Consider the following 23,754-nt stretch of genomic DNA (forward strand, 5'->3'; position numbering starts at 1 on the left):
GGGATCGAGGGCACGGTGGGGCTCAGCCGCCGAAGACGCCGGTGGGGCTGTCGAAGATGCTGTCGGTGACCGTCGTGCCGTCGTCGGGGACGAGTCCGCCGCCGTCGGGCAGGTCGGGCACGTCGGGGACGGTCCTCGGGCCGGTCTCGTCGGCGGTGTCCGGGGAGGCGGCGGGCCCGGTGGCGGTGGAGTCCGGGGAGGACCTGGAGATGCCGGGGGTGGGCCGGCCGCCGACTGGAGCCTGCTGGGTCCGGGGGACGGTCGCGGACGGGGTCGGGGTGGCACAGCCCGACGCCTGCGGCCCTACCGGGGCCACGGCACCGCCGACGTCCGCGGCGACCGGGGCCGTCGCACCGCCGGAGTCCGGGCGGCGCGTGGGCGTCGGGGTGGCGCAGCCGGTCGGGACGGCGGACGGGGCGGTGACCGGCGCCCTGCCGCTCTCGCCGGGGGAGGCACTGGGGCGGTTCTCGTGCTCGTGCGGCTTCTGCTGCTGGGTGTGCGGCGGCTGTGTCGCGCTCACCGGCGGGTGTACGACGTGGTCGTGGGAGACATCGTGGCCGATCGGGCGTTCGATCCAGGCATGTGACCCGAGGTCGACGATCGTGATGCTGGTGACGGCGTGCGGTGCCGGAGTCACCTCCAACACCTCGCCGGGCCGGTAGCCCGACCAGGCCTGCCCGCCGGTGCCGTCGGTGCCGGCGGCGCCGTGGGTCGATGTGGGCGGCTTCAGCGGGTTACCGCAGGCGCAGCGCACACGCGGCACACCGCGGTCGTCGACCAGCACGGCGGTACCGGCCTGCAGGACGGACTGGAATCCGGCCGCCTGCCCGTCCCGGTACCCGTGGTTGGTGACCCGGGTGTCCGCGCGCAGCACGACCGGCGTCAGACCGCGCAGATATCCGGGTACGGCCGTCCGGGTGATGCCCTCGGCCCGGGCGAACGCGCCGCCCCTGGCCGGGTCGGCGGCCAGATAGCCGATCTGCCGCTCGACGTCGCAGCTGCCGACCCGTGCGGTGCCGCCGTACAGGCCGGGTGTGCCGCCGGAGACGGACCGCACCCCGCTCACGGGCCGGGCGATGTTCCCGATGGGGCCGACCGACTGCGCCGTCCGGGTGATCTGGTCCGCGGGGTCCGGGCCGCCGGTCGCCGTGGAACCGGTGAAGGGGTCGGGGCCCTGGGCCGCGACCGGCTGCAGGAAGACCTCGCCGCTCGGACCGGTGCCCCCGGCGCGGTCGCGGGCGCAGCCGGCGACGAGGAGCACCGCCGAGAGCAGACAGGCCATGACGGTGGTTCCGGTGGGTATCCGCACCACGTTCTCCCACATCAGCTGGGGCAATTTGTTCACTATTGTCTGCTTCACTCGCTTGGGTTACGCAAGTGGAGCGGTGCGGTACACAGGGTGACGAGCACGTGGGGCGCGCCGTGCTCGCGGCGCCACAATGGAGGCAGGAGCGCACGGCCGTGGACTGGTTCACCGCACCCGAGTACTGGTGGAGCCGACTGATCTTCCAGCGGGCTCTGGCCGGCGTGTATCTCGTCGCGTTCCTGACCGCGGCCCTGCAGTTCCGTGCGCTGCTGGGCGAGCGGGGCATGCTGCCGATCCCCCACTTTCTGCGCCGGGTGCGGTTCCGGGACGCGCCGAGCCTGTTCCACCTCCGCTACTCGGACCGTTTGTTCGCGGGCTGCTGCTGGGCGGGCTGTGCCGTGTCGGCGGCGCTGCTGGCGGGCGTGGACTCACAACTGCCCCTGTGGGGCGGACTGGTGCTGTGGCTGGTGCCCTGGGCGCTGTATCTGTCGGTCGTCAACGTCGGCCAGACCTGGTACGCGTTCGGCTGGGAGTCGCTGCTCCTGGAGGTCGGCTTCCTCGGTGCCTTCGTGGGCAACGACGAGGTGGCGCCGCCCGTCGTGGTGCTGTTCCTGCTGCGCTGGATCCTGTTCCGCGTCGAGTTCGGCGCCGGTCTGATCAAGATGCGCGGCGATGCCTGCTGGCGGCAGCTGACCTGTCTCTACTACCACCACGAGACCCAGCCGATGCCGGGCCCGCTGAGCTGGTTCTTCCACCATCTGCCGCAGCCGCTGCACCGTGTCGAGGTGGCCGCCAACCACTTCACCCAACTCGTGGTGCCGGTCCTGCTGTTCACCCCGCAGCCGATCGCGACGGCCGCCGCGTCCTTGATGATCGTCACGCAGCTGTGGCTCGTGTTGTCCGGCAACTTCTCCTGGCTGAACTGGATCACGATCGTGCTGGCCCTGTCGGCGCTGCGGATCCCCGCCGCCGCGCCGTCCGTGCCGCCGACGCCGCTCTGGTACGAGGTCGTGGTCCTTGCCGTGGCCGCGCTCATCGTCTGGCTGAGCTACCACCCGGTGCTGAACATGATCTCCCGCCGCCAGGTCATGAACCGCTCCTTCGACCCGCTGCACCTGGTGAACACCTACGGCGCGTTCGGCAGCGTCAGCCGTATCCGCTACGAGGTGGTGGTGGAGGGCACGCTCGACGACGTCCTGCACGAGGACGCGCGGTGGCGGGAGTACGAGTTCAAGGGCAAGCCGGGCGATCCACGGCGCTGGCCGCGCCAGTTCGCGCCGTACCACCTGCGGCTGGACTGGCTGATGTGGTTCGCCGCGCTCTCGCCCGCCTACGCCGGGTCCTGGTTCGGCGCACTGGTGGAGCGGCTGCTGGAGAACGACCGGGACACGCTGAAACTGCTGCGCAGCTCCCCGTTCCCGCCCGACGAGCCGCCCCGCTACATCCGGGCCCGTCTCTTCCGCTACCGCTACACGACCTGGCGGGAGCTGCGGGAGACGGGCGCGTGCTGGGAGCGGACGTATGTGCGGGACTATCTGCCGCCGACGCGGCTCGCCGAGGCCGTTCAGAGGCGGTAGACACGGGTGGCGGTGCCCGAGAGGAGGGCGGCGCGCTCCGGCTCGCTGAGCTGTGGGGTCAACTCGCCCGTGACGCTGACCACTTCGCCGTAGGTGGCGGCCAGTGTGCACACCGGCCAGTCCGAGCCGAACATCAGGCGGTGCGGTCCGAAGGCCTCCAGAGCCACGTCCGTGTACGGGCGCAGGTCGCCGGCCGCCCAGGAGGCGTGGTCGGCCTCGGTGACCAGGCCGGAGAGTTTGGCCACGGTGTTGGGCAGTGCGGCCAGGGTCCGGACGGCCGTGGCCCAGGGCTCGGGTTCCCCCGCGGCGATGGGAGGTTTGCCCAGGTGGTCGAGGACGAAGGTGAGCCCGGGCAGTGATGCGGCCGCCTCGGCGCAGGCGGGGAGCTGGTGGGGCAGGACGACGAGGTCGTACACCAGGCCCGCGTCGGCCACGGCGGCGAGCCCTCGGCGGACATCCGAACGGAGCAGCCACTGCGGGTCGGGCTCGCCCTGGACCTGGTGACGGATGCCCTTCAGGTACCGGCCGCCGGGGAGTTCGCGCAGCCGGGCCAGTTCGTCGGCGACCTCGGGGCGGGTCAGGTCGGTCCAGCCGACGACCGCGCCGACGAGGTCGTGCGCGTCGGCGAGGGCGAGGAACTCGGGGGTCTCCTCGGGCACGGTGACCGTCTGGACGAGGACCGTGCGGTCGACTCCGGCCGCCCGCGCCTGCGGTGCCAGCTCGGCGAGAGTGAAGTTCCGGCGCAGCGGCCGGAGTTCGGGGCCGGTGATCCAGTCCTGGTCGCGGACCGAGAGGTCCCACACGTGGTGGTGGGCGTCGACGGTCACGGCAGCTCCCACACGACGGGCAGGCCGGCTCCCGCGCCGTCGGCGGAGTAGTCGTGCACGACGTCGAGGAGTCCGGCCATCCGCGTCTGCCAGGCGACGTTCACCGGCAGCTTCTCCAGTTCGGCGAGGAGGCGGCCGTAGTCCTCGCACTCCAGGACGTGGAAGAGGTCGGTACCGCTGCGCCAGATCGTCCAGGACGAGGCGCCGGCGGCACGGATGGCTTCGGTGAGCTCCACCGGAACCTCACGATGGGCGGCCTCGTACGCGTCGACGCGGTCCGCGCGAACCCTGGTGTGCAGGGCAATTCTCATGACCCCTCCTCGCCGGGCAACAGACCCGCCTCCCGCAACTCCAGCCAGCAGGCCTCCGGGACCGTGGCCTCGAACTGGTCGGCACAGTCCTGGACTTCGGACGCCGAACCGGCCCCGACCAGGCCCCTCACGACCACCGGACACCCCACGCGAATGACGTCCGACAGCACCGCCGGAACCTCACCGTGCCCGGCCTCGGACGCGCCCACCCGGTCCGCGCGGACCCCGGTGTGCAGGGCGACTCTCACGACACCTCCTCGCCGGGCAACAGACCCGCCTCCCGCAACTCCCGCCAGCAGGCCTCCGGGACCGTGGCCTCGAACTGGTCGGCACAGTCGTGAACTTCGGACGCCGAACCGGCCCCGACCAGGCCCCTCACGACCACCGGACACCCCACGCGAATGACGTCCGACAGCACCGCCGGAACCTCACCGTGCCCGGCCTCGGACGCGGCCACCCGGTCCGCGCGGACCCCGGTGTGCAGGGCGACTCTCACGACACCTCCTCGCCGGGCAACAGACCCGCCTCCCGCAACTCCCGCCAGCAGGCCTCCGGGACCGCGGCCTCGAACTGGTCGGCACAGTCGTGAACTTCGGACGCGGAGCGGGCCCCGACCAGGACGCCGGCGACCGCCGGATGCGCGGCGCAGAAGGCGAGGGCGGTGGCGCGCAGGGTGGTGCCGTGGCGGTCGGCGACCGACTTGAGGCGTAGGGCGCGGTCCAGCAGTTCCTGCGGCGCCGCCCCGTAGTCGTAGGTCGCTCCCGGCCGGGGATCCGCCAGCAGGCCGGAGTTGAAGGCGCCGCCGATGACGACCGACGTGCCCCGTTCGCGGGCGGCCGGAAGCAGGTCGGTGAGCGCGCTGTGGTCGAGGAGGGTGTAGCGGCCGGCGCACAGCACCACGTCGACGTCGGTCTCGCGGACGAAGCGGGTGAGCATCGCGGTCTGGTTCATGGCCGCGCCGATCGCGCCGACCACGCCCTCGTCCCGGAGTTTCGCCAGGGCCGGGTAGCCCTCGTGGAAGGCCTGCTCGGCGTGGTCGTCGGGGTCGTGGAGGTAGACGACGTCCACCCGGTCGAGGCCGAGCCGTTCCAGACTGGCCTCCAGGGTGCGGCGGATGCCGTCGGCGCCGAAGTCCCAGACCCGGCGCCGCGTGGCGGGCACGGCGAAGCCGTTGGCCAGGTCGTCGCCGGGGAGGTCCGCGGGCTCCAGGCGGCGGCCGACCTTCGTGGAGACGGTGTACCGCGCCCGGGGGAAGTTCCGCAGGGCCGCGCCGAGCCGTCGTTCGGACAGACCGAGCCCGTAGTGCGGGGCGGTGTCGAAGTAGCGGATGCCGCGCTGCCAGGCGGCGGCCACCGCCTCGTGCGCCTGCTCCTCGCCGACCTCGGTGTACAGGTTGCCGATCCCGGCGGCGCCGAAGGCCAGCGCGCTGACCTCGACGCCGCTGCGGCCGAGGGCGCTCATCGGCCCGCCGGGCGCAGCCTGAGGCCCTGCATACCGCCGTCGACGGCCAGGGCGGTGCCGGTGGTGGCGCCGGACAGCGGGCTCGCCAGGTAGGCGATGGCGCCCGCGACCTCTTCCGCGGAGACGAGGCGTCCGGTGGGCTGCCGGGCCTCCAACGCGGCACGCTCGGCGGCGGGGTCGGGTGCCGCGTCCAGCAGCCGGCCGATCCACGGGGTGTCCGCGGTACCGGGGTTGACGCAGTTGACGCGGATGCCCTCGCGGACGTGGTCGGCGGCCATGGCCAGGGTCAGGGAGTACACGGCGCCCTTGGTGGCGCTGTAGAGCGCCCGCCTCGGCAGTCCGGCGGTGGCGGCGATGGAGCAGGTGTTGACGATCGCCGCGTGCCGCGACCGGCGCAGATGCGGGAGGGCGGCACGGGCGGTGCGGACCATCCCGAGGACGTTGACGTCGAACACGCGCCGCCATTCCTCGTCGTCGTTGTCCTCGACGGTGCCCTGGGCGCCGATGCCGGCGTTGTTGACGAGTATGTCCAGTCCGCCGAGTTCCCGGGCCGCCCGTTCGACGGCCTCGCGCACCGATGTGTCGTCGGTGACGTCGGCCCGGTGACCGAGCAGTGGCTTGTCCACCGACGACGGGTCGACGTCCAGGACGGCGACCCGGGCGCCGCGTGCGGCCAGGAGTGCGGAGGTGGCCCGGCCGATCCCGGAGGCGCCGCCGGTCACCAGGGCGCTCAGTCCCTCGAAGTCGCTCACGCCGCCCGTCCCTTCTGTGTGTCGGGGTCGGCGGCCCAGAAGGTGCCGCCGGGGTAGGTGTACCGCGCGATGGACTCGGGCCGCATGGTGGCCGAGAAGCCCGGCGTGGTGGGTGCCGTGTAGTGACCCTGGCGGATCACCACCGGGGCGAGGAAGTGCTCGTGCAGATGGTCGACGTACTCGATGACCCGGTCGTCGGTGGTGCCGGAGACCGCGAGGTAGTCGAACATCGCCAGGTGCTGGACGAGTTCGCACAGTCCGACGCCGCCCGCGTGCGGGCAGACCGGGACGCCGAACCTGGCCGCGAGCAGCAGGATGGCGAGGTTCTCGTTGACACCGCCGACCCGGGCCGCGTCGATCTGGACCACGTCAAGAGCGCCCGCCTGAAGCATCTGCTTGAAGACGATCCGGTTCTGGACGTGCTCGCCGGTGGCGACCTTCACCGGGGCGACGGCCTCGCGGATCGCCGCGTGTCCGAGGACGTCGTCGGGGCTGGTGGGCTCCTCGATCCAGTACGGGTCGAACTCGGCCAGCGCCTTGGTCCAGCGGATCGCCTCGTCGACGTTCCAGCGCTGGTTGGCGTCGATCGCCAGGCGGATGCCGGGTCCGACGACCGAGCGGGCGACCCGGCAGCGGCGTACGTCGTCATCCAGGTCGGCGCCCACCTTCAGCTTGATCTGCCGGAAGCCGTCGGCGACGGCCCGGGCGGCCAGCCGGGTGAGCTTGTCGTCGTCGTAGCCGAGCCAGCCGGCGGAGGTGGTGTAGGCGGGGTAGCCGCGCTCCAGCAGCCGGGCCCGGCGCCCCGCGGTACCTTCCCGGCCGCGGCGCAGCAGGTCCAGCGCCCGCTCGGGGGTGAGCGCGTCGGTGATGTACCGGAAGTCGATCTGCCGCACGATCCACTCGGGTTCGGCGTCGGCGAGCAGCTGCCACAGCGGCTTGCCGGCGCGTTTGGCGGCGAGGTCCCAGACCGCGTTCACCAGGGCCCCGATCGCCATGTGCATCACGCCCTTCTCGGGGCCGAGCCAGCGCAGTTGGCTGTCCCCGATCAGGTCCCGGAAGAGCGAACCCGGGTCGTCGCACATGTCGTCCACGGAGCGGCCGAGCACATGGCCCCGCAGTGCGTCGATCGCGGCGACCTGGACCTCGTTGCCCCGCCCGATGGTGAACGTGAACCCGTGCCCCTCGTGTCCGTCGGGCGCGTCGGTGCGCAGCACGGCGTACGCCGCCGAGTAGTCGGGGTCGGGGTTCATCGCGTCGGAGCCGTCCAGCTCGCGCGAGGTGGGGAAGCGGATGTCGTAGGTGTCGAGCGCGGTGACGCGGGCGGGGGTCGGGGACACGGAAGGCCTTTCGGTCGGTGAAGAGGGGGCGGCGGGGGTCAGTCCTGGGCCCGGCCCGTCGTCACTCGGGCGATCATGAGGGCGACGAGGATGATTCCGCCGTAGATGGCCTGGATCCAGAACGACGGCACCTGGGCGAGGGTGAGCAGGTTCTGTACGACACCCAGCAGGAGTACGCCGGTGAGCGCGCCGAACATGGTGCCCTTGCCGCCGTCCAGGCTGATGCCGCCGATCACGGCCGCCGCGAACACGGTGAAGATCATGTTGTTGCCCTGGTTGGCGCTGATCGCGCCCACATAGCCGGTCTGCATGATCCCGCCGACCGAGGCGAGGACCCCCGCGACGACGAACACGCCGAGCATCACGCGCTCGACCCGGATACCGGCCGCCCGGGCCGCGTCCGCGTTGCCGCCGATGGCGTACAGGGCGCGGCCGACGCGGTGGTACTTCAGTACGAACCCGGCGACGGCGAAGGCGACGGCGGCGACCCACACCGACATCGGGACGGAGAGGAAGGTGGTGGTCGCCAGCGAGTAGAAGCTGTCCGGCATGCCGAAGAGCGTCTTGCCCTTGGTCGCGCCGACCAGCAGTCCGCGCAGCACGATCAGCATCGCGAGCGTCACGATGAACGCGTTGAGCCGGAACCTGACGACCAGGACGCCGTTGAAGGCACCGACGGCCGCGCCGACGAGGAGGACCGCGAACAGCGCGAGCGGTGCCGGGAGTTCGGTGCCCCAGCCGGACTGGGCGGAGGGCAGCACCAGAAGCGCTCCGACGGCGGGCGCGATGCCGACGACCGACTCCAGGGACAGGTCGAACCTGCCGGTGATGAGCACCAGCGACTCGGCGAGCACGACCATCGCGAGCGCGGCCGAGGCGCCGAGGACGGAGATGAGGTTGCGCTCGGTGAGGAACGAGTCGTTGACCACCGCGCCCAGCACCATCAGCAGCAACAGGGCCGGTACGAGGGCGAGTTCGCGGGCCCGGCGGATCAGTACGGCCCTGGCCGCCCGCGGGTCGGGGGAGCGTACCGGGGTGAGCGGTGGGGCCTTGGTGTCAGCCATGGTCCACTCCTTCGATGGAGGCGATCAGCTCGTGGTCGCGCCAGCCGGCCGGGTGCTCGGCGACGACGCGGCCGTGGAAGAGCACGAGGACGCGGTCGCAGCGGCGCAGGTCGTCGAGTTCGTCGGAGACGACGAGCACGGCGGTGCCGTCCTCGCGGGCGCCGTCCATGCGGGCCAGCAGGGACTCCTTGGACTTCACGTCGACGCCGGCGGTGGGGTTGATGAGGACGAGGAGACGGGGGTCGGAGGCGAGGGCGCGGGCCATGACGACCTTCTGCGCGTTGCCGCCGGAGAGGTCGGACACGGGCTGTTCGGGGCCCTCGGTGTGGATGTCGAGGCGCTCGATCAGCTCGGTGGCGAAGCCGCGCCTGCGCCGGGTGCCGACGAAGCCGTGACGGCCGAGCCGGTCCAGGACGCTCATGGTCGTGTTGTCGCCGATGGTCATGGACGGGACGAGGCCCTGCTCGTGCCGGTCGCGGGGAACGCAGCCGACACCCGCCGTCAGCGCGGCCCGTACGTCGCCGAAGGGGAGCGCCTTCCCGTCGAGCCGGGCCGACCCGCCGCTCGGGGTGTGCAGTCCGGCGAGCGACTCGGCCAGCTCGACCTTGCCGCTGCCGCTGGTTCCGGCGAGTCCGACGACCTCACCAGCGCGCACGGTGAGGTCGACGTCCCGGTACGCGGCCGAGTGGAGGGCGCGCACGTCGAGCACGACGGGGGAATCGGCGGCGACCGTGGCGCGCACCTGGTCGTACCGGGTGACCGTCTCCCCCGCCATCGACTCCACCAGGGCCGCCCTGGGCAGGTCGGCGACGGGGGCGGTGGTGATCCAGCGGGCGTCGCGCAGCACGGTGACGGTCTGGCAGACCTCGTACACCTCCTGGAGGTGGTGGGAGATGAACAGGAAGGTGACGCCGGAGTCCTGCAGCGCCCCCATCCGGCTGAACAGCCGCTCGATCTCCCGGCTGTCGAGCTGGGCGGTCGGCTCGTCGAGCACGATGAACCGGGCACCGAAGCTCAACGCCCGAGCGATCTCGACCATTTGGCGGTCCTCGACCTTGAGGTCGGCGGTGCGGGCCTCGGGGTCGACGTGGACGTCCCAGGTGCCGAGGAGTTCGGCGGCCTCGGTCTTCAGTCTGCGCCAGCTGATGAAGCCCCGGTTGAGCGGCTGACGGTTGATGAAGAGGTTCTCTGCGACCGTCAACTCCGGCACGACCGTGGGTTTCTGGTAGACGCAGGCGACCTTGCTCCGCCAGGCGTCGCGGTCGGCGAGCGGGGGCGCGGGCCGGCCGTCGAAGCGGACGGTGCCCTCGTCCGGGGCCTGAAGGCCGGTGAGGACGTTGACAAGGGTGGACTTGCCCGCGCCGTTGCGGCCGACCAGGGCGTGCGACTCGCCGGGCAGCACGGTGAGCCGGCCGTCGGCGAGGGCGACCGTGGGGCCGTAGCGCTTGACGATGCCGCGTGCCTCCACCAGCGGCGTGTACTCGGGTGCGCTCATTCGACGGTGTTGCCCCACAGCTTCGGGTCGTCGACGTTGTCCTTGGTGACCAGGGGCGCGGGCAGCTGGTCCTCCAGGATGCCGCTGGGCAGCTTGACGATCGTCGAGTCGTGGTCGGTGGGGCCGGGCTGGAACGTCTTCCCCTCCATCGCCGCCTTGATGTAGTACATGCCGTACTTGGCGTAGGCGTCGGCCGGCTGGGAGACCGTGGCGTCGATCTCGCCCTTGCGGATGGCGTCGTACTCCTGCGGGATGCCGTCGTTGGAGACGATGGCGATGTGGCCCTGCCGGCCCGCCGCCTTGAGCATGTTCTTCGACTTGAGGGTCTGCAGGGTGGGTGCCAGATACACCCCGCCGGCCTGCATGTAGATGCCCTTGATGTCGGGGTTGGCGTTGAGGAGCGTGTCGAGCTTGGAGGCCGCGGTGTCGGACTCCCACTTGGCGGGGATCTCCAGCACCTTGAGCTTCGGGTAGTTCTTCTTCACGCAGGTCCGGAAGGCCTCGGAGCGGTCCCGGCCGTTGACCGAGGCGAGGTCGCCCATGATCTGCACGACCTTGCCGCCGGTGATGTGCTTGCCGAGGTAGTCGCAGGCCTTGGTGCCGTAGGCGACGTTGTCGGCGCGGACGACCATGGCGACCTTGCCCTTGTCGGGCGCGACGTCGACGGCGACGACCGGCACCCCCTTGCGGTCGGCCTGGTCGAGTCCGGCCTCGATGGCGGCGCTGTCCAGCGGGGCGACGACCAGGCCCCTGACGCCCTGGTTGAGCTCGTTGTTGATGTCGGTGATCTGCTGCGAGGCGTCGCTGTTGGAGTTGACGGTCTTCAGCGCGTCGACACCTTCCGACTTGGCCATCTTCGGCACGTAGTCGTTGTACGACTGCCAGAACGGCGAGGTCAGCAGGGGCAGGATCACCCCGACCTTGCCGGTGCCGCCGCCCTTGGCGCCCGTGGCGCCGTCGTCCTTGGTGCTGCCGCAGGCGGCGAGTACGAGCGAGGCGCCGACGGCCAGGGCCGCCACGCCGATGATCCGGGTCCTGTTCCGCTTCCTCAGTGTTCTGCCGGGCATCTGGCAGCTCCTCATCGAGCGTGTTCGAGCAGATGCCCGCATACTTATCAGACCACTCCCGCAATACAACAGCCTCCGAACGCAGATTTCGCCGCTTCTTGCCCGTAGTGGTCGGACCACCTTGATGGTTAGACTGCGACGCACTCGGCGACTGGAGGAATGGCGTGGAGGAAGCAGCCCCGCAGAAGGGCACCGTGACGCAGCGCGCCATCGAGCGGATCAAGGCGATGATCGCCGACGGCAGCCTCGAACCGGGCCAGCGTCTGCCCACCGAGCGGGATCTGGCCGCCCAGCTGGGTATTTCCCGCAGCTCGATGCGGGAGGCGATCCGCGCGCTGACCGTGCTGGGCGTCCTGGAGGCCCGGCACGGATCCGGTATCTATGTCACCGCGCTGGAGGCGGGCGACCTCCTGGAGACCTTCGGGGTGGTCGCCGACCTCTCCCGGGGACCGCGACTGGTCGAACTGCTGGAGGTGCGCCGGATCCTGGAGTCCACGGCGACCGCCCTGGCCGCCGCGCGCATCACCCCGGACCGGCTCGCCGAGGTGGAGAAGCATCTGACGGCGATGAACGCCACCGACGACCCCGAGGAGATCCTCGCCCACGACCTCGCCTTCCACCGCGAGATCGCGGCCGCCGCGGGCAACGACACCATGGCGGCGATCCTGGAGGGCCTGTCCTCCCGCACCTTCCGCGCCCGCGTCTGGCGCGGCTACCAGGAGGAGGGCGCGTTCGCCCGCACCCGCCGCGAACACACGGCGATCCACCGCGCCCTGGCCGCCCGCGACCCGGAGGCCGCCCGCGCGGCGGCGGCCGCGCACGTGGGCGAGGTGGAGGAGTGGCTCAGAGCCCAACTGGGGCCCTGACCAGCCCACATCAAGATCGAGGAGCGGCTCAAGACCCAGCCGGGGCCCCGCCCCACCCGCACCCGGTCACCCGCCCGCCACCGGCACCGGTGGCTCCGGGCGCCCTCCGCGTGCCTCGGACCAGGCCCGTAGCTCGTTGGCCCCGACCTCCTCGACCACCGTTTGCAATGCCTGCCGGGCCGCGGTGTCTCGTTCGGGCTCGGGCAGGAGGAGGTAGCGGTCGATCGCCCGGCGCAGGGTCTCGCGCGCCTGCGCGGCCAGCACCCAGCGCGAGCCGGCGCCGTACAGCTGGCGCATGCCGGTGAAGAAGACGGCGCCGCCCGCGATCAGCGCGGTCAGCCAGGCGGGAGCGTGCAGACCGGCGGCCACGACCGTCACCGACGTGGTGAGCAGAGCGCCGAGTTCGGTGACGTGGTGCAGCTTCCTGGCCCGGTCGCAGGTCCGTGCGTAGAACGTCAACTCCCGTCGGGCGAGGGCGAGCAGGGGATCCGGCTCCGCGGTCCAGGAGTTGTCCGGGACCCTTCTTCGTCTCATCGGCACATCATCGTGGCCGGGCCCGCGCCAGGGAAACCCCGGGCGCGGGCCGTGCGTACCGCGGGTTCATCCCCTGCGCAGCCTCAACGTCAGCAGTTCGAACGGGCGCAGCCGTACGGTGACGCGGTCGCCGTCCCGCTGCGGCGGCTGCTCCCCCTCGTCCCACGCGCGCTCCAACAGGTCCGTGGCCGTGACGTCCGCGACCTCGAAGCCTGCCGTCAGCGTCGCCCTGGCCCGTCCTCCGTGGGCCTCGTGCAGGCGCACCACCACGTCGCCGCTGCCGTCGTCGGCCAGCTTCACCGCCGTGATCACGACCGCGGAGTCGTCCACCGCCACCAGCGGAGCGACCTCGTGGGCGCCGGTCAGCCGGCGTTCCGGGAGGTTGATCCGCCAGCCCTCGCGGACCGCGTCGCCGATGCCCGCGCCCGGTACCAGCGCGTGCCGGAAGCGGTGGACGCCCTGGTCGGTCTCGGGGTCGGGGAAGCGCGGGGCGCGCAGCAGGGAGACGCGCACCGTGGTGGTCGTACCGCGGTCGCCGTCGGTGCGGACGGTACGGGTCACGTCATGGCCGTACGTCGAGTCGTTGACGACCGCGACACCCCACCCGGGCTCCTCCAGATGGACGAAGCGGTGGTTGCAGGCCTCGAACTTGGCAGCCTCCCAGGACGTGTTGGTGTGCGTGGGCCGGTGGAAGTGCCCGAACTGGGTCTCGGACGCGTACCGTTCGGCGTGCAGATCCAGTGGGAAGGCCAGCTTGAGGAACTTCTCCGTCTCGTGCCAGTCGACCTCGGTGTCGAGGACCAGTCGCCGCTCACCCGGCGGCAGCGACAGCACCTGGGTGACTCGGGAGGCACCGAAGGACCGTACGATCCGCACCGACCGGCCGTCCTCCCCCTCGGTCACCTCGTCGGTGTCCGTGAGGTCCGTGACCGTGTTGCGGTAGAAGGCGTCGACGTCCCAGGCGTCCCACATGTTCGGGAAGTCCGGGTGGAGTTGCAGGAGGTTGGCGGCCCGGCCCGGGGCGATCGTCTCGCGGTCGGCGTCGATGTCGTACGCCGACACGACCAGGCCGTTGGCGTCGATCACGATCCGCAGCAGACCGTTGTCCAGCACGTGTCCGCCGTCCGGGCCGGGTGACAGGGTCGTCCCGCCCTCGGTCACCGGTGTGCCCGCGCCGCCCGCCGGGATGCCGGCCCGGGTGTGCGGGGCCGCGTTGAAGGCGAGGGGGGTCGGGCCCTCACCGGCCAGGGCCCGCTGGGCCGCGTCGATGATCGCGTCGAGTTCGGCGGCGAGACGGTCGTACGTGGCGCGGGCCTCGCGGTGCACCCAGGCGATGGAGGAACCGGGCAGGATGTCGTGGAACTGGTGCAGCAGGACCGTCTTCCAGATCCGGTCCAACTCCTCGTAGGGATAAGGAAATCCGGTGCGCACGGCGGCCGTCGCGGCCCACAGCTCCGCCTCGCGCAGGAGGTGTTCGCTGCGGCGGTTGCCCTGCTTGGTCCGCGCCTGGCTGGTGAGGGTGGCGCGGTGGAGTTCGAGGTAGAGCTCGCCGACCCAGACGGGCGGATGGGCGTACTCGGCCTCCGCCTTCTCGAAGAAGGCCGCGGGGGTCTCCCAGACGACCGTCGCCGAGCCCTCCAGATCCCGCAGGCGGGCCGCCTTGGCGACCATCTCGCGGGTCGTGCCACCGCCTCCGTCTCCCCAGCCGGTGGGCGCGAGGGAGTGCCGGGCGGACCCCTTGTCCTTGAAGTTGCGGGCCGCGTGGGCGATCTCGGCGCCGCGCATGGAGCAGTTGTAGGTGTCGACGGGCGGGAAGTGCGTGAAGATCCGCGTGCCGTCGATGCCCTCCCACTGGAAGGTGTGGTGCGGGAACTTGTTGGTCTGCGACCAGGAGATCTTCTGCGTGAGCAGCCACTTGGCACCGGCGGCCCTGATGATCTGCGGCAGCCCGGCCGCGAAGCCGAAGGTGTCGGGCAGCCAGGCCTCGTCGTTCTCGATGCCGAACTCGTCGAGGAAGAACCGTTTGCCGTGCACGAACTGACGGGCCATCGCCTCCGAGCCCGGCATGTTGGTGTCCGACTCCACCCACATGCCACCGGCCGGCACGAACCGTCCGTCCGCCACCGCCTTCTTCACCCGCGCCCACACCTCGGGCCGGTGCTCCTTCACCCACGCCCACTGCTGGGCCTGCGACATGGCGAAGACGAAGTCGGGCTCGTCCTCGATGAGGGCGGTCATGTTGGCCGTCGTACGGGCCACCTTGCGGACCGTCTCGCGCAGCGGCCACAGCCACGCCGAGTCGATGTGCGCGTGGCCGACGGCGCTGATGCGGTGGGCGGAGGGGACGGCCGGGGCCGCTAGGACCTCGGTGAGGCAGGAACGAGCCGCGGCCGCCGACTGGTTGACGTTCTGTAGGTCGATGGCGTCGAGCGCCCGCTCCAGCGCGCGCAGGATGTCCCAACGGCGCGCCGACTCCAGGGGCAGCTCGGCCATCAGCTCGCCGAGCACCTCCAGGTCGATCACCAGCTGCCACACGGTCTCGTCGAAGACCGCGAGGTCCATACGGGCGAGGGTGTACTGCGGCTCGCTGCCCGCGGTGTCCTTGTCGCCCAGCTGTGTGGGCCGGAAGGGGTGGTAGTCGAGGATGACGGGGTTGGAGGCGGCCTCGATGTGCAGCCGTACCTCCTCGCCGCCCTCGACGGGCGCGCCGATGCGCACCCACTGGTTGCGCGGGTTGAGGCCCTTCACCGGGGTGCCGTCGGGCCGGTAGACCAGGCCCTCGCACTGGAAGCCGGGCATGTTCTCGTCGAAGCCGAGGTCGAGGAGGGCTTCGACGGTCCTTCCGGCCCAGGCCTCGGGCACGGTCCCGGTCACCCGGAACCAGCTGGTGCCCCAGGGAGCACCCCACCGGGCGCCCACCGCGATCGGCTCGGGCTCGGCCGCGAGCCCCTCGGCGACCGGTACGGGTTCGCCGGGCGCGTGCCACACCGCGACCTGGAGGGGCACGGACTCGGGGTACACGGCGGGGCGGACGCGTTCGTCGAGGACGCGCCTCAGACGGGCTTCGACCAGGCTGCGGTCGTCATGCATGCGGGGTGCTCCCTGCTGGGTTCCGGTGATTACCAGGTGTGGGTGACGGTCACGGGAGTCGAGGCGTTGTACAGCTCCCCCACCGAGCGCACTTCGAATCGTGCGGTCGTCTCTCCCGGTGCGGGTTGCAGACCGGCCGCGTGGTGGACGCGCTGGCAGGTGCCGCCGAGGAAGCGGCGGGTGCCGTCGGGCAGGAGGCGGTGCAGCTCGTAGTGGCGTACGGGTCCGGGAGCGGCGCTCCACGCGAAGCGCAGGTCGCCGCCCCCGGAGGCGGCGGTGATCCGCAGGTCGGCGGGGGCCGCCGGAGCCGCGGCGGTGTCGCGGACGGCGAGGCCGCCCAGCCGCCAGCGCACGGAGCCGCCGCCCGGTGCGGTGAGACGGATGCCGAGGGCGTGGATCGTCCCGGACAGGCCGGTGAGCCGTACGGTCGATGTGTGCCAGGCGTTGACCGAGTTCACAGGCAGATAGGTGTACGGCGGTGTCGCGCCGGCGCTGCCCGGTTCGGCGGTGGCAACAGCCAGCTCGATGTCCACACTTCCGGCGTCGGCCCGATGCGTCAGCTCGACAACCGTGTCAACAGTGATCGGCAGCCGTGTCGCATACAGGTCCAGGACGACCGGTTGATCCAGTTCACCGTCCACCAGCACACTGCTGCCACCCCGCCACGCGTCCGCGAAGTCGAAGGTGACGGTCGGCCGCTGTCCCGTGGTGCGCACCGCCCACCGGCGGGACGGCAGCCGGTCCTGGAGGCCGAGGTGGTTCCACGGCGTGTCCGAGGCGACCGCCCCCTCCTCGTACCAGCGCAGCCCGTGCCCGGTGTTGAAGACGCTCGCGAACGGCACCGACGACACGGTCGAGCGGTCCGCGACCGACACCGCGGGCGCCCGCCACGGGTCGCTCCCGTCCGGCCGCGACGGATCCAGCGACCGCCCGGTCCAGAACCGGTCGTCGGCGGCGTGGAAGTCGCCCGGGGTACGCCCCGCCGGCAGATGGTTGCGCGTCCACTCGGGCCGGTAGAAGCCGATCGAGGTGACATGGGCTTTCCCGGTCGGCACGATCGCGTCCCAGTTCACGGAGGTGTTCGAGCCGTTGGACTCGACATCGACCCCCGCCCACAGCTCATAGCGGTTCCGCCCCACTCGGACCGCCTTGCGCCCCGAGGAGGCGAGCGTGCCCGAGCTCCACCGGAAGTCGACGAACATGTCGTCGGCGGCCTGGAAGAACGCCTGGTTCTGGCTGTCGAGCGCCCCCTGCCAGCTCACGCTCCCGTTCACGGTCATGGCGTCGTACCAGGTGACCCGCTGCCCCTTCGCCGCGGCGAGGGACTTCAGCTCCCGTACGAAACCGAGCATGGCGGAGCCCAGGGCGCTGTTCCCGCCGCCCGTCTCGGCGTTCACGAACCAGCCGTCGAAGCCGTGTGCCGCCGCCACGGCGACGAGCTGCGCGGCCAGCGGGTAGTGCCCGGCGGAGTCCTTCTGGACGAGGTCGCGGGTCCACTGGAGCTGTCCGCCGTAGGCGACGGGCGGCAGGAAGACGTTGCCGAGGACGGGTACGCCGTGCCGGTGGGCGGCGTCCACGATCGGCGCGTTCGGGGCGAGGATCAGGCCCTCGCCCGCCGAGCCGCCCCAGAAGACGAGTTCGTCCAGGTACGCCCAGTGGGTGAGGGCGTAGTGGTCGGCGGTGGCGGAGCCCTGGGACGGGTTGCCGGACGTGGGCCCGAAGGAGACCAGCGCCTGGATGCGGGCCTGGCCCGCGCGGGCGGTGGTGTTGGCCGGGGTCGGGGTGAAGCGGGCGGCGAGCGGCACGGTGGCCGCGTTGAAGGCGAGGTCGGGGTCGTCGGCGGCCCGCCAGCTCTTCAGGCTGCGCCAGGTGACGCCGGTGTCCGGGGTGCCCGAGGGGAACGAGTCCGGGTACCAGTAGGAGGCGTACGGCTGGGTCGCGGCGCCGGCCTTCGGGGCCGCGGCGGCGGGCAGGGACGGCGTCAGGGCCGCCGCGCCGGCGGCGATCAGGACGGTGCGTCTGGTCGGGTTCACGAGCGGGTGCCTCCTTGTGGGGTGGGGAGTACCTGGTCGGAAGTGACGACTTCGGTGATGCCGCGGGCGGCGAGGTGGTCCTTGTCGTCCGCGCGGGAGTCGAGGACGGTGGTGGGGCGGGCGCCGTCGGCGGTCAGCCGGAAGAACGCGTCGAAGACGGGTCCGCCGGGGGCGCACCGCGAGCGGTGGGCCGGTGCGGCCGGTACGACGAGTGCCGTACCGCGGGCGGTGGGTTCGGCCCGGGGTTCGCGGGCCGCGGCCGCGAGCACGCGCGCGATGTCCTTGGGCCGTCGGTCGTTGGTCAACAGGCCCAGTGTGTATTCGAGTTCGGGGAAGTCGGCGAGGGTGCGGGAGACGTCGTGGGAGCACCACCAGGTGATGCCCCACAGATCGGGACAGTCCAGCGCGTTCGCGACGGTCGCCTCGGTGAACGCGGCCGCGTGTGCGGCCGGGACGAGCGGTGCGGGCGCGCCGACCTCCTGGAGCCACACGGGCCGGTGCGGGTGGTCGGCCCAGGCTTTGCTCAGTTCGATCAGATACGCGGCGTGGTGCTCGGTCGGCACGGAGGCGCGGCCGTGGCGCTGGGCGGTGCCGTTGAAGACCCAGGAGTGCACGGCGGTGACGTCGCCCAGGAGGGCCGAGTGCTCCGGGGTGAACGGCTGGTCGTCCTGGTACCAGGCGGCGTCGTACGAGGCGTGCAGATGGAGCCGGCCGGGAGCGCCCTCGGCGCACGCGGCGAGGAGCCGGGACAGCCACTGTGCCGCCTGCTCGGAGGTGATGCGGTCGGGGTCGGGGTGGGGACCGGCGGCGAACTGGTTGACCTCGTTGCCGATCGTCATCCCGATGAAGTTGGGCCGGTCGGCGAGGGCGGCCGCGAGGGTCCGCAGGTAGTCGGCCTCCGCCTCGACCACGTCCGGGTCCGTGAAGAGGTTGCGCCGGTGCCAGGTGCCCGTCCAGGCGGGCAGGAAGTCGAAGCTGCTCAAGTGCCCCTGCAGTCCGTCCACGTTGACGTCGAGTCCGCACTCGGCGGCCGCGTCGGCGAGCGCGACGAGCTGCTCCACGGCGCGCGGCCGGATCAGTGTGCGGTTCGGCTGGAAGTACGGCCACAGCGGGAATACCCGGATGTGGTCGAGGCCCAGTGCGGCGATCGAGTCGAGGTCGGCGCGCACGGAGTCCGGGTCGAAGTCCAGCCAGTGGTGGAACCACCCTTCGCTCGGGGTGTAGTTGACGCCGAAGCGCACGGCAGGAGGCATGCGGTGTCCTTGCGAGCGGGGAAACGGGGTTCAGCCCTTGACGGCGCCCTCGCCGACCCCGCGGAAGAAGTACCGCTGGAGACAGGCGAAGAGGGCGATGAGCGGTGCCACGGCGATGACCGTGCCGGCGGCGACGAGCCGTTCGTCGTTGGCGAAGGTGCCGTGCAGATAGTTGAGTCCGATGGTGAGGGTGAACCTGGACGGGTCGCTGAGCACGATGAGCGGCCACAGGAAGTCGTCCCAGGCGCCCATGAAGGCGAAGATCGCGACGACGGCGAGGGTCCCCTTCACCGAGGGCAGGGCGATCCGCAGGAACCGCTGCCAGGCGCTCGCGCCGTCGACGAAGGCGGCCTCCTCGATCTCGTACGGCAGGTTGCGGAAGGCGTTGCGCATCAGCAGGACGTTCACGGCGCCGATGGAGCCGGGCAGGACGACGCCGATGAGGGTGTTGTTGAGGCCGAGTTCGCGCATGGTGGTGAACTGGGCGATGACGATGCCCTCGACGGGCACGAGCATCGCCAGGACGAAGGCGAGGGTGGCGACCCCGCGGCCTCGGTAGCGCAGCCGGGCCAGGGCGTACCCGGCGAGCGCCGAACCGACGCAGTTGGTCACGACGTTGGCGCCGGCGACCTTCAGTGAGTTGAGGGCGTAGTCCCAGACGGGGATGGTGTCGGCGACCCGCGCGTAGTTGTGCAGGGTGGGATGGCGGGGCAGGAACGTGGGCGGGGAGCCGAAGATGTCCTCGGTGGGGCCCTTGAGCGAGGTGGACAGCTGCCACAGGAACGGTCCGACGGTGAGCGCCAGCACGATGAGCAACAGCGTGTAGCGCAGCACCAGTTCCCCCACCCGGATGCGGCGTCCGTGCTCGTCCCTGACCCGGGTCTCCCGGGCGGCGGGCGCCCGCGGGGGTCGTACCCTCTCCATGACGCTCATGTCTCGTCCCTCCGGTCGGCGCGCAGGACCAGCAGCATCAGTACGACGGTCACGGCGAAGACGACGACCGACAGGGCGGACGCGTAGCCGACGCGGCCGGTCAGGCCGGTGCCGGTGCGCTGGACGAGCATCACGAGGGTGGTGTCCTCGCCGGCCGGGCCGCCGCTCGGGCCCGCCATCAGATAGACCTCGGAGAACACCTTGAAGGCGGCGACCGAGGAGAGCGCGGCGACCAGGACCATGGTGGAGCGCACGGCGGGCACGGTGACCGCGAGGAAGCGGCGCACCGGGCCCGCGCCGTCCACCGCCGCGGCCTCGTGCAGTTCGCGGGGGACGTTCGCCAGCGCGGCCAGATAGATGATCATGTAGTAGCCGAGGCCCTTCCAGACCGTGACGGCCATGGCGCTCAGCAGGAGCAGCCACTGGTCGCTGAGGAAGCCGACCCGGCCGATCCCGACCGTCTCCAGGAGGGAGTTGACCAGCCCGCGTTCGTCCAGCAGCCACACCCAGATGAGCCCGACCACGACGATCGACGCGACGACCGGGGTGTAGAAGGCGGACCGGAAGAAGGTGATGCCGGGGATGTTCTTCTGCACCAGCAGGGCGAGCAGCAGCGGCAGGACGACCAGCGCCGGTACGACGCCGAGGACGTAGAGCGTGCTGTTGCGCAGCCCGGTCCAGAACATGTCGTCGTGGAGCAGCTCACGGAAGTTGGCGAGGCCCACGAAGCGGCCCGGGATCAGGGTGCGCCGGTCGGTGAGGGAGTTGTACAGGGTGGAGAGGAAGGGGTAGAGCACGAAGGCGCCGGTGACGAGGAGCCCCGGGGCCGCGAAGAGCCAGGGGCTGGTGGGCAGTTGGCGCCGCACCCGGGACCGTACCGTGAGATCCGCCATCTCCGCTCAGCCCTGCTGCTGAAGGAGCCGGTCGCAGGCCTTGACAGCGTTGTCAAGAGCCGTCTTGGGGCTCTCCTTGCCCTGGAGCGCCTTGGCGACCTCGTTGCGCAGCGCGGTCTTCATCTGCTCGCTGAACAGCACCGGTGTGTAATTGACGGCGTTTTTCAGGGACTTGGCGGCGGCGATCCGCACCTTCGTCTCGTCGGTCCCGTCCTCCTTGGTGAAGTACGGGTCGTCGAGGGAGCCGGCGGTGCTCGGGAAGATGGCGACCTTCTTGGCGAAGGACATCTGGTTCCGCGCGTCGGTCACATAGTGCGCGAAGGCGACCGCGGCGGGCGTGTGCTTGGTGCGGGAGTTGACCATCACGCCCATCACATACATGTTGACGTGACCGGTGCTGGTGATCTGGTCGGTGATGCCGATGTTCCGGTACAGGTTCGGCGCCTGCTTCTTGAAGTTGCCGAGGTCGAGGGCGCTGCCGGGGTTCATGGCGACGGCCTCGGTGAGGAACTTCTTGCCGGAGGACTCCGGGGTCGCGGTCAGGGCCTGCGGGTCGAGCGCCTTGGCGTCGTACAACTCCTTGTACTTGGTGAGGAGTTCGACGCCCTTCGTGTCGTTGAAGGCGAAGCCGGTGCCCTGCTGGTTCATGAGCCGGCCGCCGTAGCGGCCGAAGTCCTCGATCGTGGGCACGTTGGCGAGGGTGGCGACCTTGCCGTCGCTCTGCCCGGCCAGCTTCAGGGCGTCGGCGAAGAGTTCGTCGTAGGTCCTCGGGGGCTGTTCCGGGTCGAGCCCGGCCTTCTCGAACAGGGACTTGTTGTAGAACAGCGGGCCGGTGTTCAGATACCAGGGGAAGGCGTACGTCCCGCTCGTCCCCGGTATCCGGTGGCTCGCCCACGCCCCGTCCAGGTACTCGGACTTGTACTTGGCGGCGGCCTTGTCGAGGTCGAGCGCGAGGCCCGCCATCGCGAGCGGGGCGACGAGGTCGGGTGAGACGTTGACGACGTCGGGCAGGGTGCCGCCGGCGGCGTCGGCGCTTATCTTGTCGGCGTATCCCTCGGCGGGCTGGTCGATCCACTTGACGTGGGTCCCGGGGTACTTCTTCTCGAAGTCGGCGATCACGCCCTCGAAGTAGGACTTGAAGTTGGCGCGCAGATTCCAGGTCTGGAAGGTGATGTCGCCCTCGACCTTGCCGGAGGCGTCGGTCGATCCGCCGCCGTCGTCGCCGGAGCCGCAGGCACTCAGCGGCAGGACGAGGGCGGCGACGGCGGCAGCGGCGAAGGCTCTGCGGGATGTGGGCACGGTGACACGGCTCCCTTGGCGGCGTCGGCGGCTGGGACGCCAGCGACCATGCCCGCGGCGTTCGGGAGAAGTCAATGGATTGGCCGCAGCTAAAGAAATTCTCCTGACATTAGTGCAGTTCAATGCGGGTGTGGCTGAAAACTTGCGATGGATCGCTAATGCGCTTTAGGGTTCTTCCACTCAAGCGCATTAGCTGTAATCCGCGCAGAAATGGGAGCAACGTGACAGCCAAGCGTTCCCCCGCCCGCCGGCCGACGATGAAGGACATCGCGCAGCGCGCCGGTGTCTCCGAGAGCGCGGTGTCCTTCGCGCTCAACGGCCGTCCGGGCGTCTCCGAGGTCACCCGCGACCGGGTGCGCCGGGTCGCCGAGCAGCTGGGCTGGCGGCCCAGCACTGCGGCCCGCGCCCTGTCCGGGGAGGGCGCGGCCACGGTCGGCTTCGTCCTGGCCCGTCCCGCCCACACGCTCGGCGTGGACTCCTTCTTCCTGCAGCTTCTCTCCGGGATCCAGGAGGTGCTGGCGGAGCGTCATCTCGGGCTGCTGTTCCAGGTGGTGGAGGACGTCTTTGACGAGTGCGCGGTGTACCGGCGCTGGTGGGCCGAGCACCGGGTGGACGGAGTGCTCGTCGTGGACCCGCGCGTGGACGACCCGCGCCCCGACCTGCTGGACGAACTCGGTCTGCCCGCCGTGGTGATCGGCGGCGCGCCCGACGAGCGGCACCCCGGGCTGTCGACGGTGTGGGCGGACGACGCGGGCGCGATGGCCTCGGTCGTCGACGAGTTGACCGCCCTCGGCCATCGCCGGATCGTCCACATCGCCGGACTGCCCGGGCTCGCGCACACCCAGCGCCGTATCCGCACCCTGCGCGCCGAGGCCGAGCGGCGCGGCCTGACCGGGGTGACGTCGGTGACCACCGACTACTCGGACGCCGAGGGCGCGGCCGTCACCCGCCGGGTGCTGCGCGGCTCCCCTCCCCCGACCGCCCTCATCTACGACAACGACGTGATGGCCGTCGCCGGTGTCGCCGCCGCCGCCGAACTCGGCTTCTCCGTGCCCGCGGACGTGTCCGTGGTGTCCTGGGAGGACTCGGCGCTGTGCCGCATGGTCAAGCCGTGGCTGTCGGCGCTGTCCCGGGACAGCGGGGAGTTCGGGCGTACGGCGGCACGCGAGCTGACCGCGCTGCTGGACGGGGGCGCGGCGCGCGCGGTGCGGGTACCGGTGCCGCGCCTGACGGTCCGGGGCAGCACCGCGGCCGCCGCTCGCTACGATGAGCCGTCCGTCCGAAGTCGGCCACGGGGGAAGGAACATGGGATTGGACGAGGGCGCTGAGACGATGGTCCCGGTCGAGATCGACGGCCAGACGGTGCTGATGTCGGTCGCTCCCGGCGGACGGCAGCCGGGGCTCGACCTGGGTGAGGAACAGGAGATCGGCTGGCGCCGCCCCCGTCTCGAACCGGTGCTCGACGGCCTGACGGCGGTCGCCCGTGCCATGGGCACGCGGCTCCAGCAGACGGGGGCGTCGAAGGCCACGGTCGAGTTCGGCTGCGACGTCTCCTTCGACACCGGACAGTTCCTGGCGGTGGTGGGCAAGGCGTCGTCCAGGTCCACCTGGAAGGTGACCCTGGAGTGGAGCGCGCCGGAGGCTCCGGGAGCGTAG

Annotated in this window: 20 protein-coding genes and 2 pseudogenes; 4 read left to right on the forward strand and 18 right to left on the reverse strand. The window is 71.4% G+C overall.

What is annotated here, in order from left to right:
- Positions 1–22: 22 nt before the first annotated feature.
- Positions 23–1,336 carry a DUF6777 domain-containing protein gene (locus tag AB0I54_RS25390; RefSeq protein WP_363298445.1) on the reverse strand — a complete coding sequence of 438 codons (1,314 nt, stop codon included), beginning with the start codon at positions 1,334–1,336 and terminating at the stop codon, positions 23–25.
- Positions 1,337–1,461: 125 nt separating this feature from the next.
- On the opposite strand from AB0I54_RS25390, the gene AB0I54_RS25395 reads away from it, so the two are divergent.
- The gene (locus AB0I54_RS25395; protein WP_363298446.1) at positions 1,462–2,883 is read left to right on the forward strand and encodes a lipase maturation factor family protein; all 1,422 of its coding nucleotides are present in this window, start codon (positions 1,462–1,464) and stop codon (positions 2,881–2,883) included.
- Here the strand turns inward: AB0I54_RS25395 and AB0I54_RS25400 are convergent.
- The 10 genes and pseudogenes from AB0I54_RS25400 to AB0I54_RS25445 all read right to left on the reverse strand — a co-directional run bounded on the left by AB0I54_RS25400 (position 2,871) and on the right by AB0I54_RS25445 (position 11,197).
- A complete protein-coding gene (locus AB0I54_RS25400; protein ID WP_363298447.1) occupies positions 2,871–3,710 on the reverse strand; it encodes an amidohydrolase family protein in 840 nt (279 codons plus the stop codon). The two genes, AB0I54_RS25395 and AB0I54_RS25400, sit on opposite strands and share 13 nt — an antisense overlap.
- A complete protein-coding gene (locus AB0I54_RS25405; protein WP_363298448.1) occupies positions 3,707–4,021 on the reverse strand; it encodes an L-rhamnose mutarotase in 315 nt (104 codons plus the stop codon). The genes AB0I54_RS25400 and AB0I54_RS25405 overlap by 4 nt, the downstream gene beginning before the upstream one ends.
- Positions 4,018–4,143 (reverse strand): annotated as a pseudogene (locus AB0I54_RS25410) (aldo/keto reductase); the annotation flags it as partial. The pseudogene AB0I54_RS25410 and the gene AB0I54_RS25405, both read right to left, overlap by 4 nt.
- Positions 4,144–4,265: 122 nt before the next feature.
- Positions 4,266–4,391 (reverse strand): annotated as a pseudogene (locus AB0I54_RS25415) (aldo/keto reductase); the annotation flags it as partial.
- 122 nt (positions 4,392–4,513) lie between these two features.
- Positions 4,514–5,482: an aldo/keto reductase gene (locus AB0I54_RS25420; protein ID WP_363298449.1), complete on the reverse strand. Its 969-nt coding sequence runs from the start codon at positions 5,480–5,482 to the stop codon at positions 4,514–4,516.
- Entirely contained in the window at positions 5,479–6,234 is a 756-nt protein-coding gene (locus tag AB0I54_RS25425) for an SDR family oxidoreductase (protein WP_363298450.1), read from the reverse strand. Before AB0I54_RS25425 ends, AB0I54_RS25420 begins: the two co-directional genes overlap by 4 nt.
- Positions 6,231–7,571, reverse strand: a complete 1,341-nt coding sequence (locus AB0I54_RS25430) for an L-fuconate dehydratase (protein ID WP_363298451.1) — start codon at positions 7,569–7,571, stop codon at positions 6,231–6,233. The genes AB0I54_RS25425 and AB0I54_RS25430 overlap by 4 nt, the downstream gene beginning before the upstream one ends.
- Before the next feature lie 38 nt (positions 7,572–7,609).
- A complete protein-coding gene (locus tag AB0I54_RS25435; RefSeq protein WP_363298452.1) occupies positions 7,610–8,635 on the reverse strand; it encodes an ABC transporter permease in 1,026 nt (341 codons plus the stop codon).
- A complete protein-coding gene (locus AB0I54_RS25440; protein WP_363298453.1) occupies positions 8,628–10,130 on the reverse strand; it encodes a sugar ABC transporter ATP-binding protein in 1,503 nt (500 codons plus the stop codon). The genes AB0I54_RS25435 and AB0I54_RS25440 overlap by 8 nt, the downstream gene beginning before the upstream one ends.
- Positions 10,127–11,197, reverse strand: a complete 1,071-nt coding sequence (locus AB0I54_RS25445; RefSeq protein WP_363298454.1) for a sugar ABC transporter substrate-binding protein — start codon at positions 11,195–11,197, stop codon at positions 10,127–10,129. The genes AB0I54_RS25440 and AB0I54_RS25445 overlap by 4 nt, the downstream gene beginning before the upstream one ends.
- Positions 11,198–11,361: 164 nt before the next feature.
- On the opposite strand from AB0I54_RS25445, the gene AB0I54_RS25450 reads away from it, so the two are divergent.
- Positions 11,362–12,063, forward strand: a complete 702-nt coding sequence (locus tag AB0I54_RS25450) for an FCD domain-containing protein (RefSeq protein WP_363298455.1) — start codon at positions 11,362–11,364, stop codon at positions 12,061–12,063.
- Positions 12,064–12,129: 66 nt separating this feature from the next.
- On the opposite strand, the gene AB0I54_RS25455 is transcribed toward AB0I54_RS25450, so the two are convergent.
- From AB0I54_RS25455 to AB0I54_RS25485, 7 genes are all read right to left on the reverse strand, one after another.
- Entirely contained in the window at positions 12,130–12,597 is a 468-nt protein-coding gene (locus AB0I54_RS25455; protein WP_363298456.1) for a DUF4231 domain-containing protein, read from the reverse strand.
- Positions 12,598–12,663: 66 nt separating this feature from the next.
- The gene (locus AB0I54_RS25460; RefSeq protein ID WP_363298457.1) at positions 12,664–15,687 is read right to left on the reverse strand and encodes a glycoside hydrolase family 38 C-terminal domain-containing protein; all 3,024 of its coding nucleotides are present in this window, start codon (positions 15,685–15,687) and stop codon (positions 12,664–12,666) included.
- 29 nt (positions 15,688–15,716) lie between these two features.
- Positions 15,717–17,720, reverse strand: a complete 2,004-nt coding sequence (locus tag AB0I54_RS25465; protein ID WP_363298458.1) for an endo-beta-N-acetylglucosaminidase — start codon at positions 17,718–17,720, stop codon at positions 15,717–15,719.
- Entirely contained in the window at positions 17,717–18,973 is a 1,257-nt protein-coding gene (locus tag AB0I54_RS25470; protein WP_363298459.1) for a glycosyl hydrolase, read from the reverse strand. The genes AB0I54_RS25465 and AB0I54_RS25470 overlap by 4 nt, the downstream gene beginning before the upstream one ends.
- Positions 18,974–19,003: 30 nt before the next feature.
- Complete coding sequence (locus tag AB0I54_RS25475) at positions 19,004–19,906, reverse strand: carbohydrate ABC transporter permease (protein WP_363298460.1); 903 nt, start codon at positions 19,904–19,906, stop codon at positions 19,004–19,006.
- Complete coding sequence (locus AB0I54_RS25480) at positions 19,903–20,799, reverse strand: sugar ABC transporter permease (RefSeq protein WP_363298461.1); 897 nt, start codon at positions 20,797–20,799, stop codon at positions 19,903–19,905. The genes AB0I54_RS25475 and AB0I54_RS25480 overlap by 4 nt, the downstream gene beginning before the upstream one ends.
- 6 nt (positions 20,800–20,805) lie before the next feature.
- Positions 20,806–22,098: an extracellular solute-binding protein gene (locus tag AB0I54_RS25485; RefSeq protein WP_363298462.1), complete on the reverse strand. Its 1,293-nt coding sequence runs from the start codon at positions 22,096–22,098 to the stop codon at positions 20,806–20,808.
- Between the two features lie 221 nt (positions 22,099–22,319).
- Here AB0I54_RS25485 and AB0I54_RS25490 point away from each other — a divergent pair, with 221 nt between their 5' ends.
- Together AB0I54_RS25490 and AB0I54_RS25495 are read left to right on the forward strand one after the other, a co-directional pair.
- On the forward strand, positions 22,320–23,426 hold the full coding sequence (locus AB0I54_RS25490; protein WP_363298463.1) for a LacI family DNA-binding transcriptional regulator: 1,107 nt from the start codon (positions 22,320–22,322) through the stop codon (positions 23,424–23,426).
- Positions 23,410–23,754, forward strand: coding sequence for a CU044_2847 family protein (locus tag AB0I54_RS25495; RefSeq protein WP_363298464.1), 345 nt, complete (start codon positions 23,410–23,412; stop codon positions 23,752–23,754). The genes AB0I54_RS25490 and AB0I54_RS25495 overlap by 17 nt, the downstream gene beginning before the upstream one ends.

Origin of the sequence: Streptomyces sp. NPDC050625, from assembly GCF_040654755.1 — a bacterium.
Classification (GTDB): Bacteria; Actinomycetota; Actinomycetes; order Streptomycetales; family Streptomycetaceae; genus Streptomyces.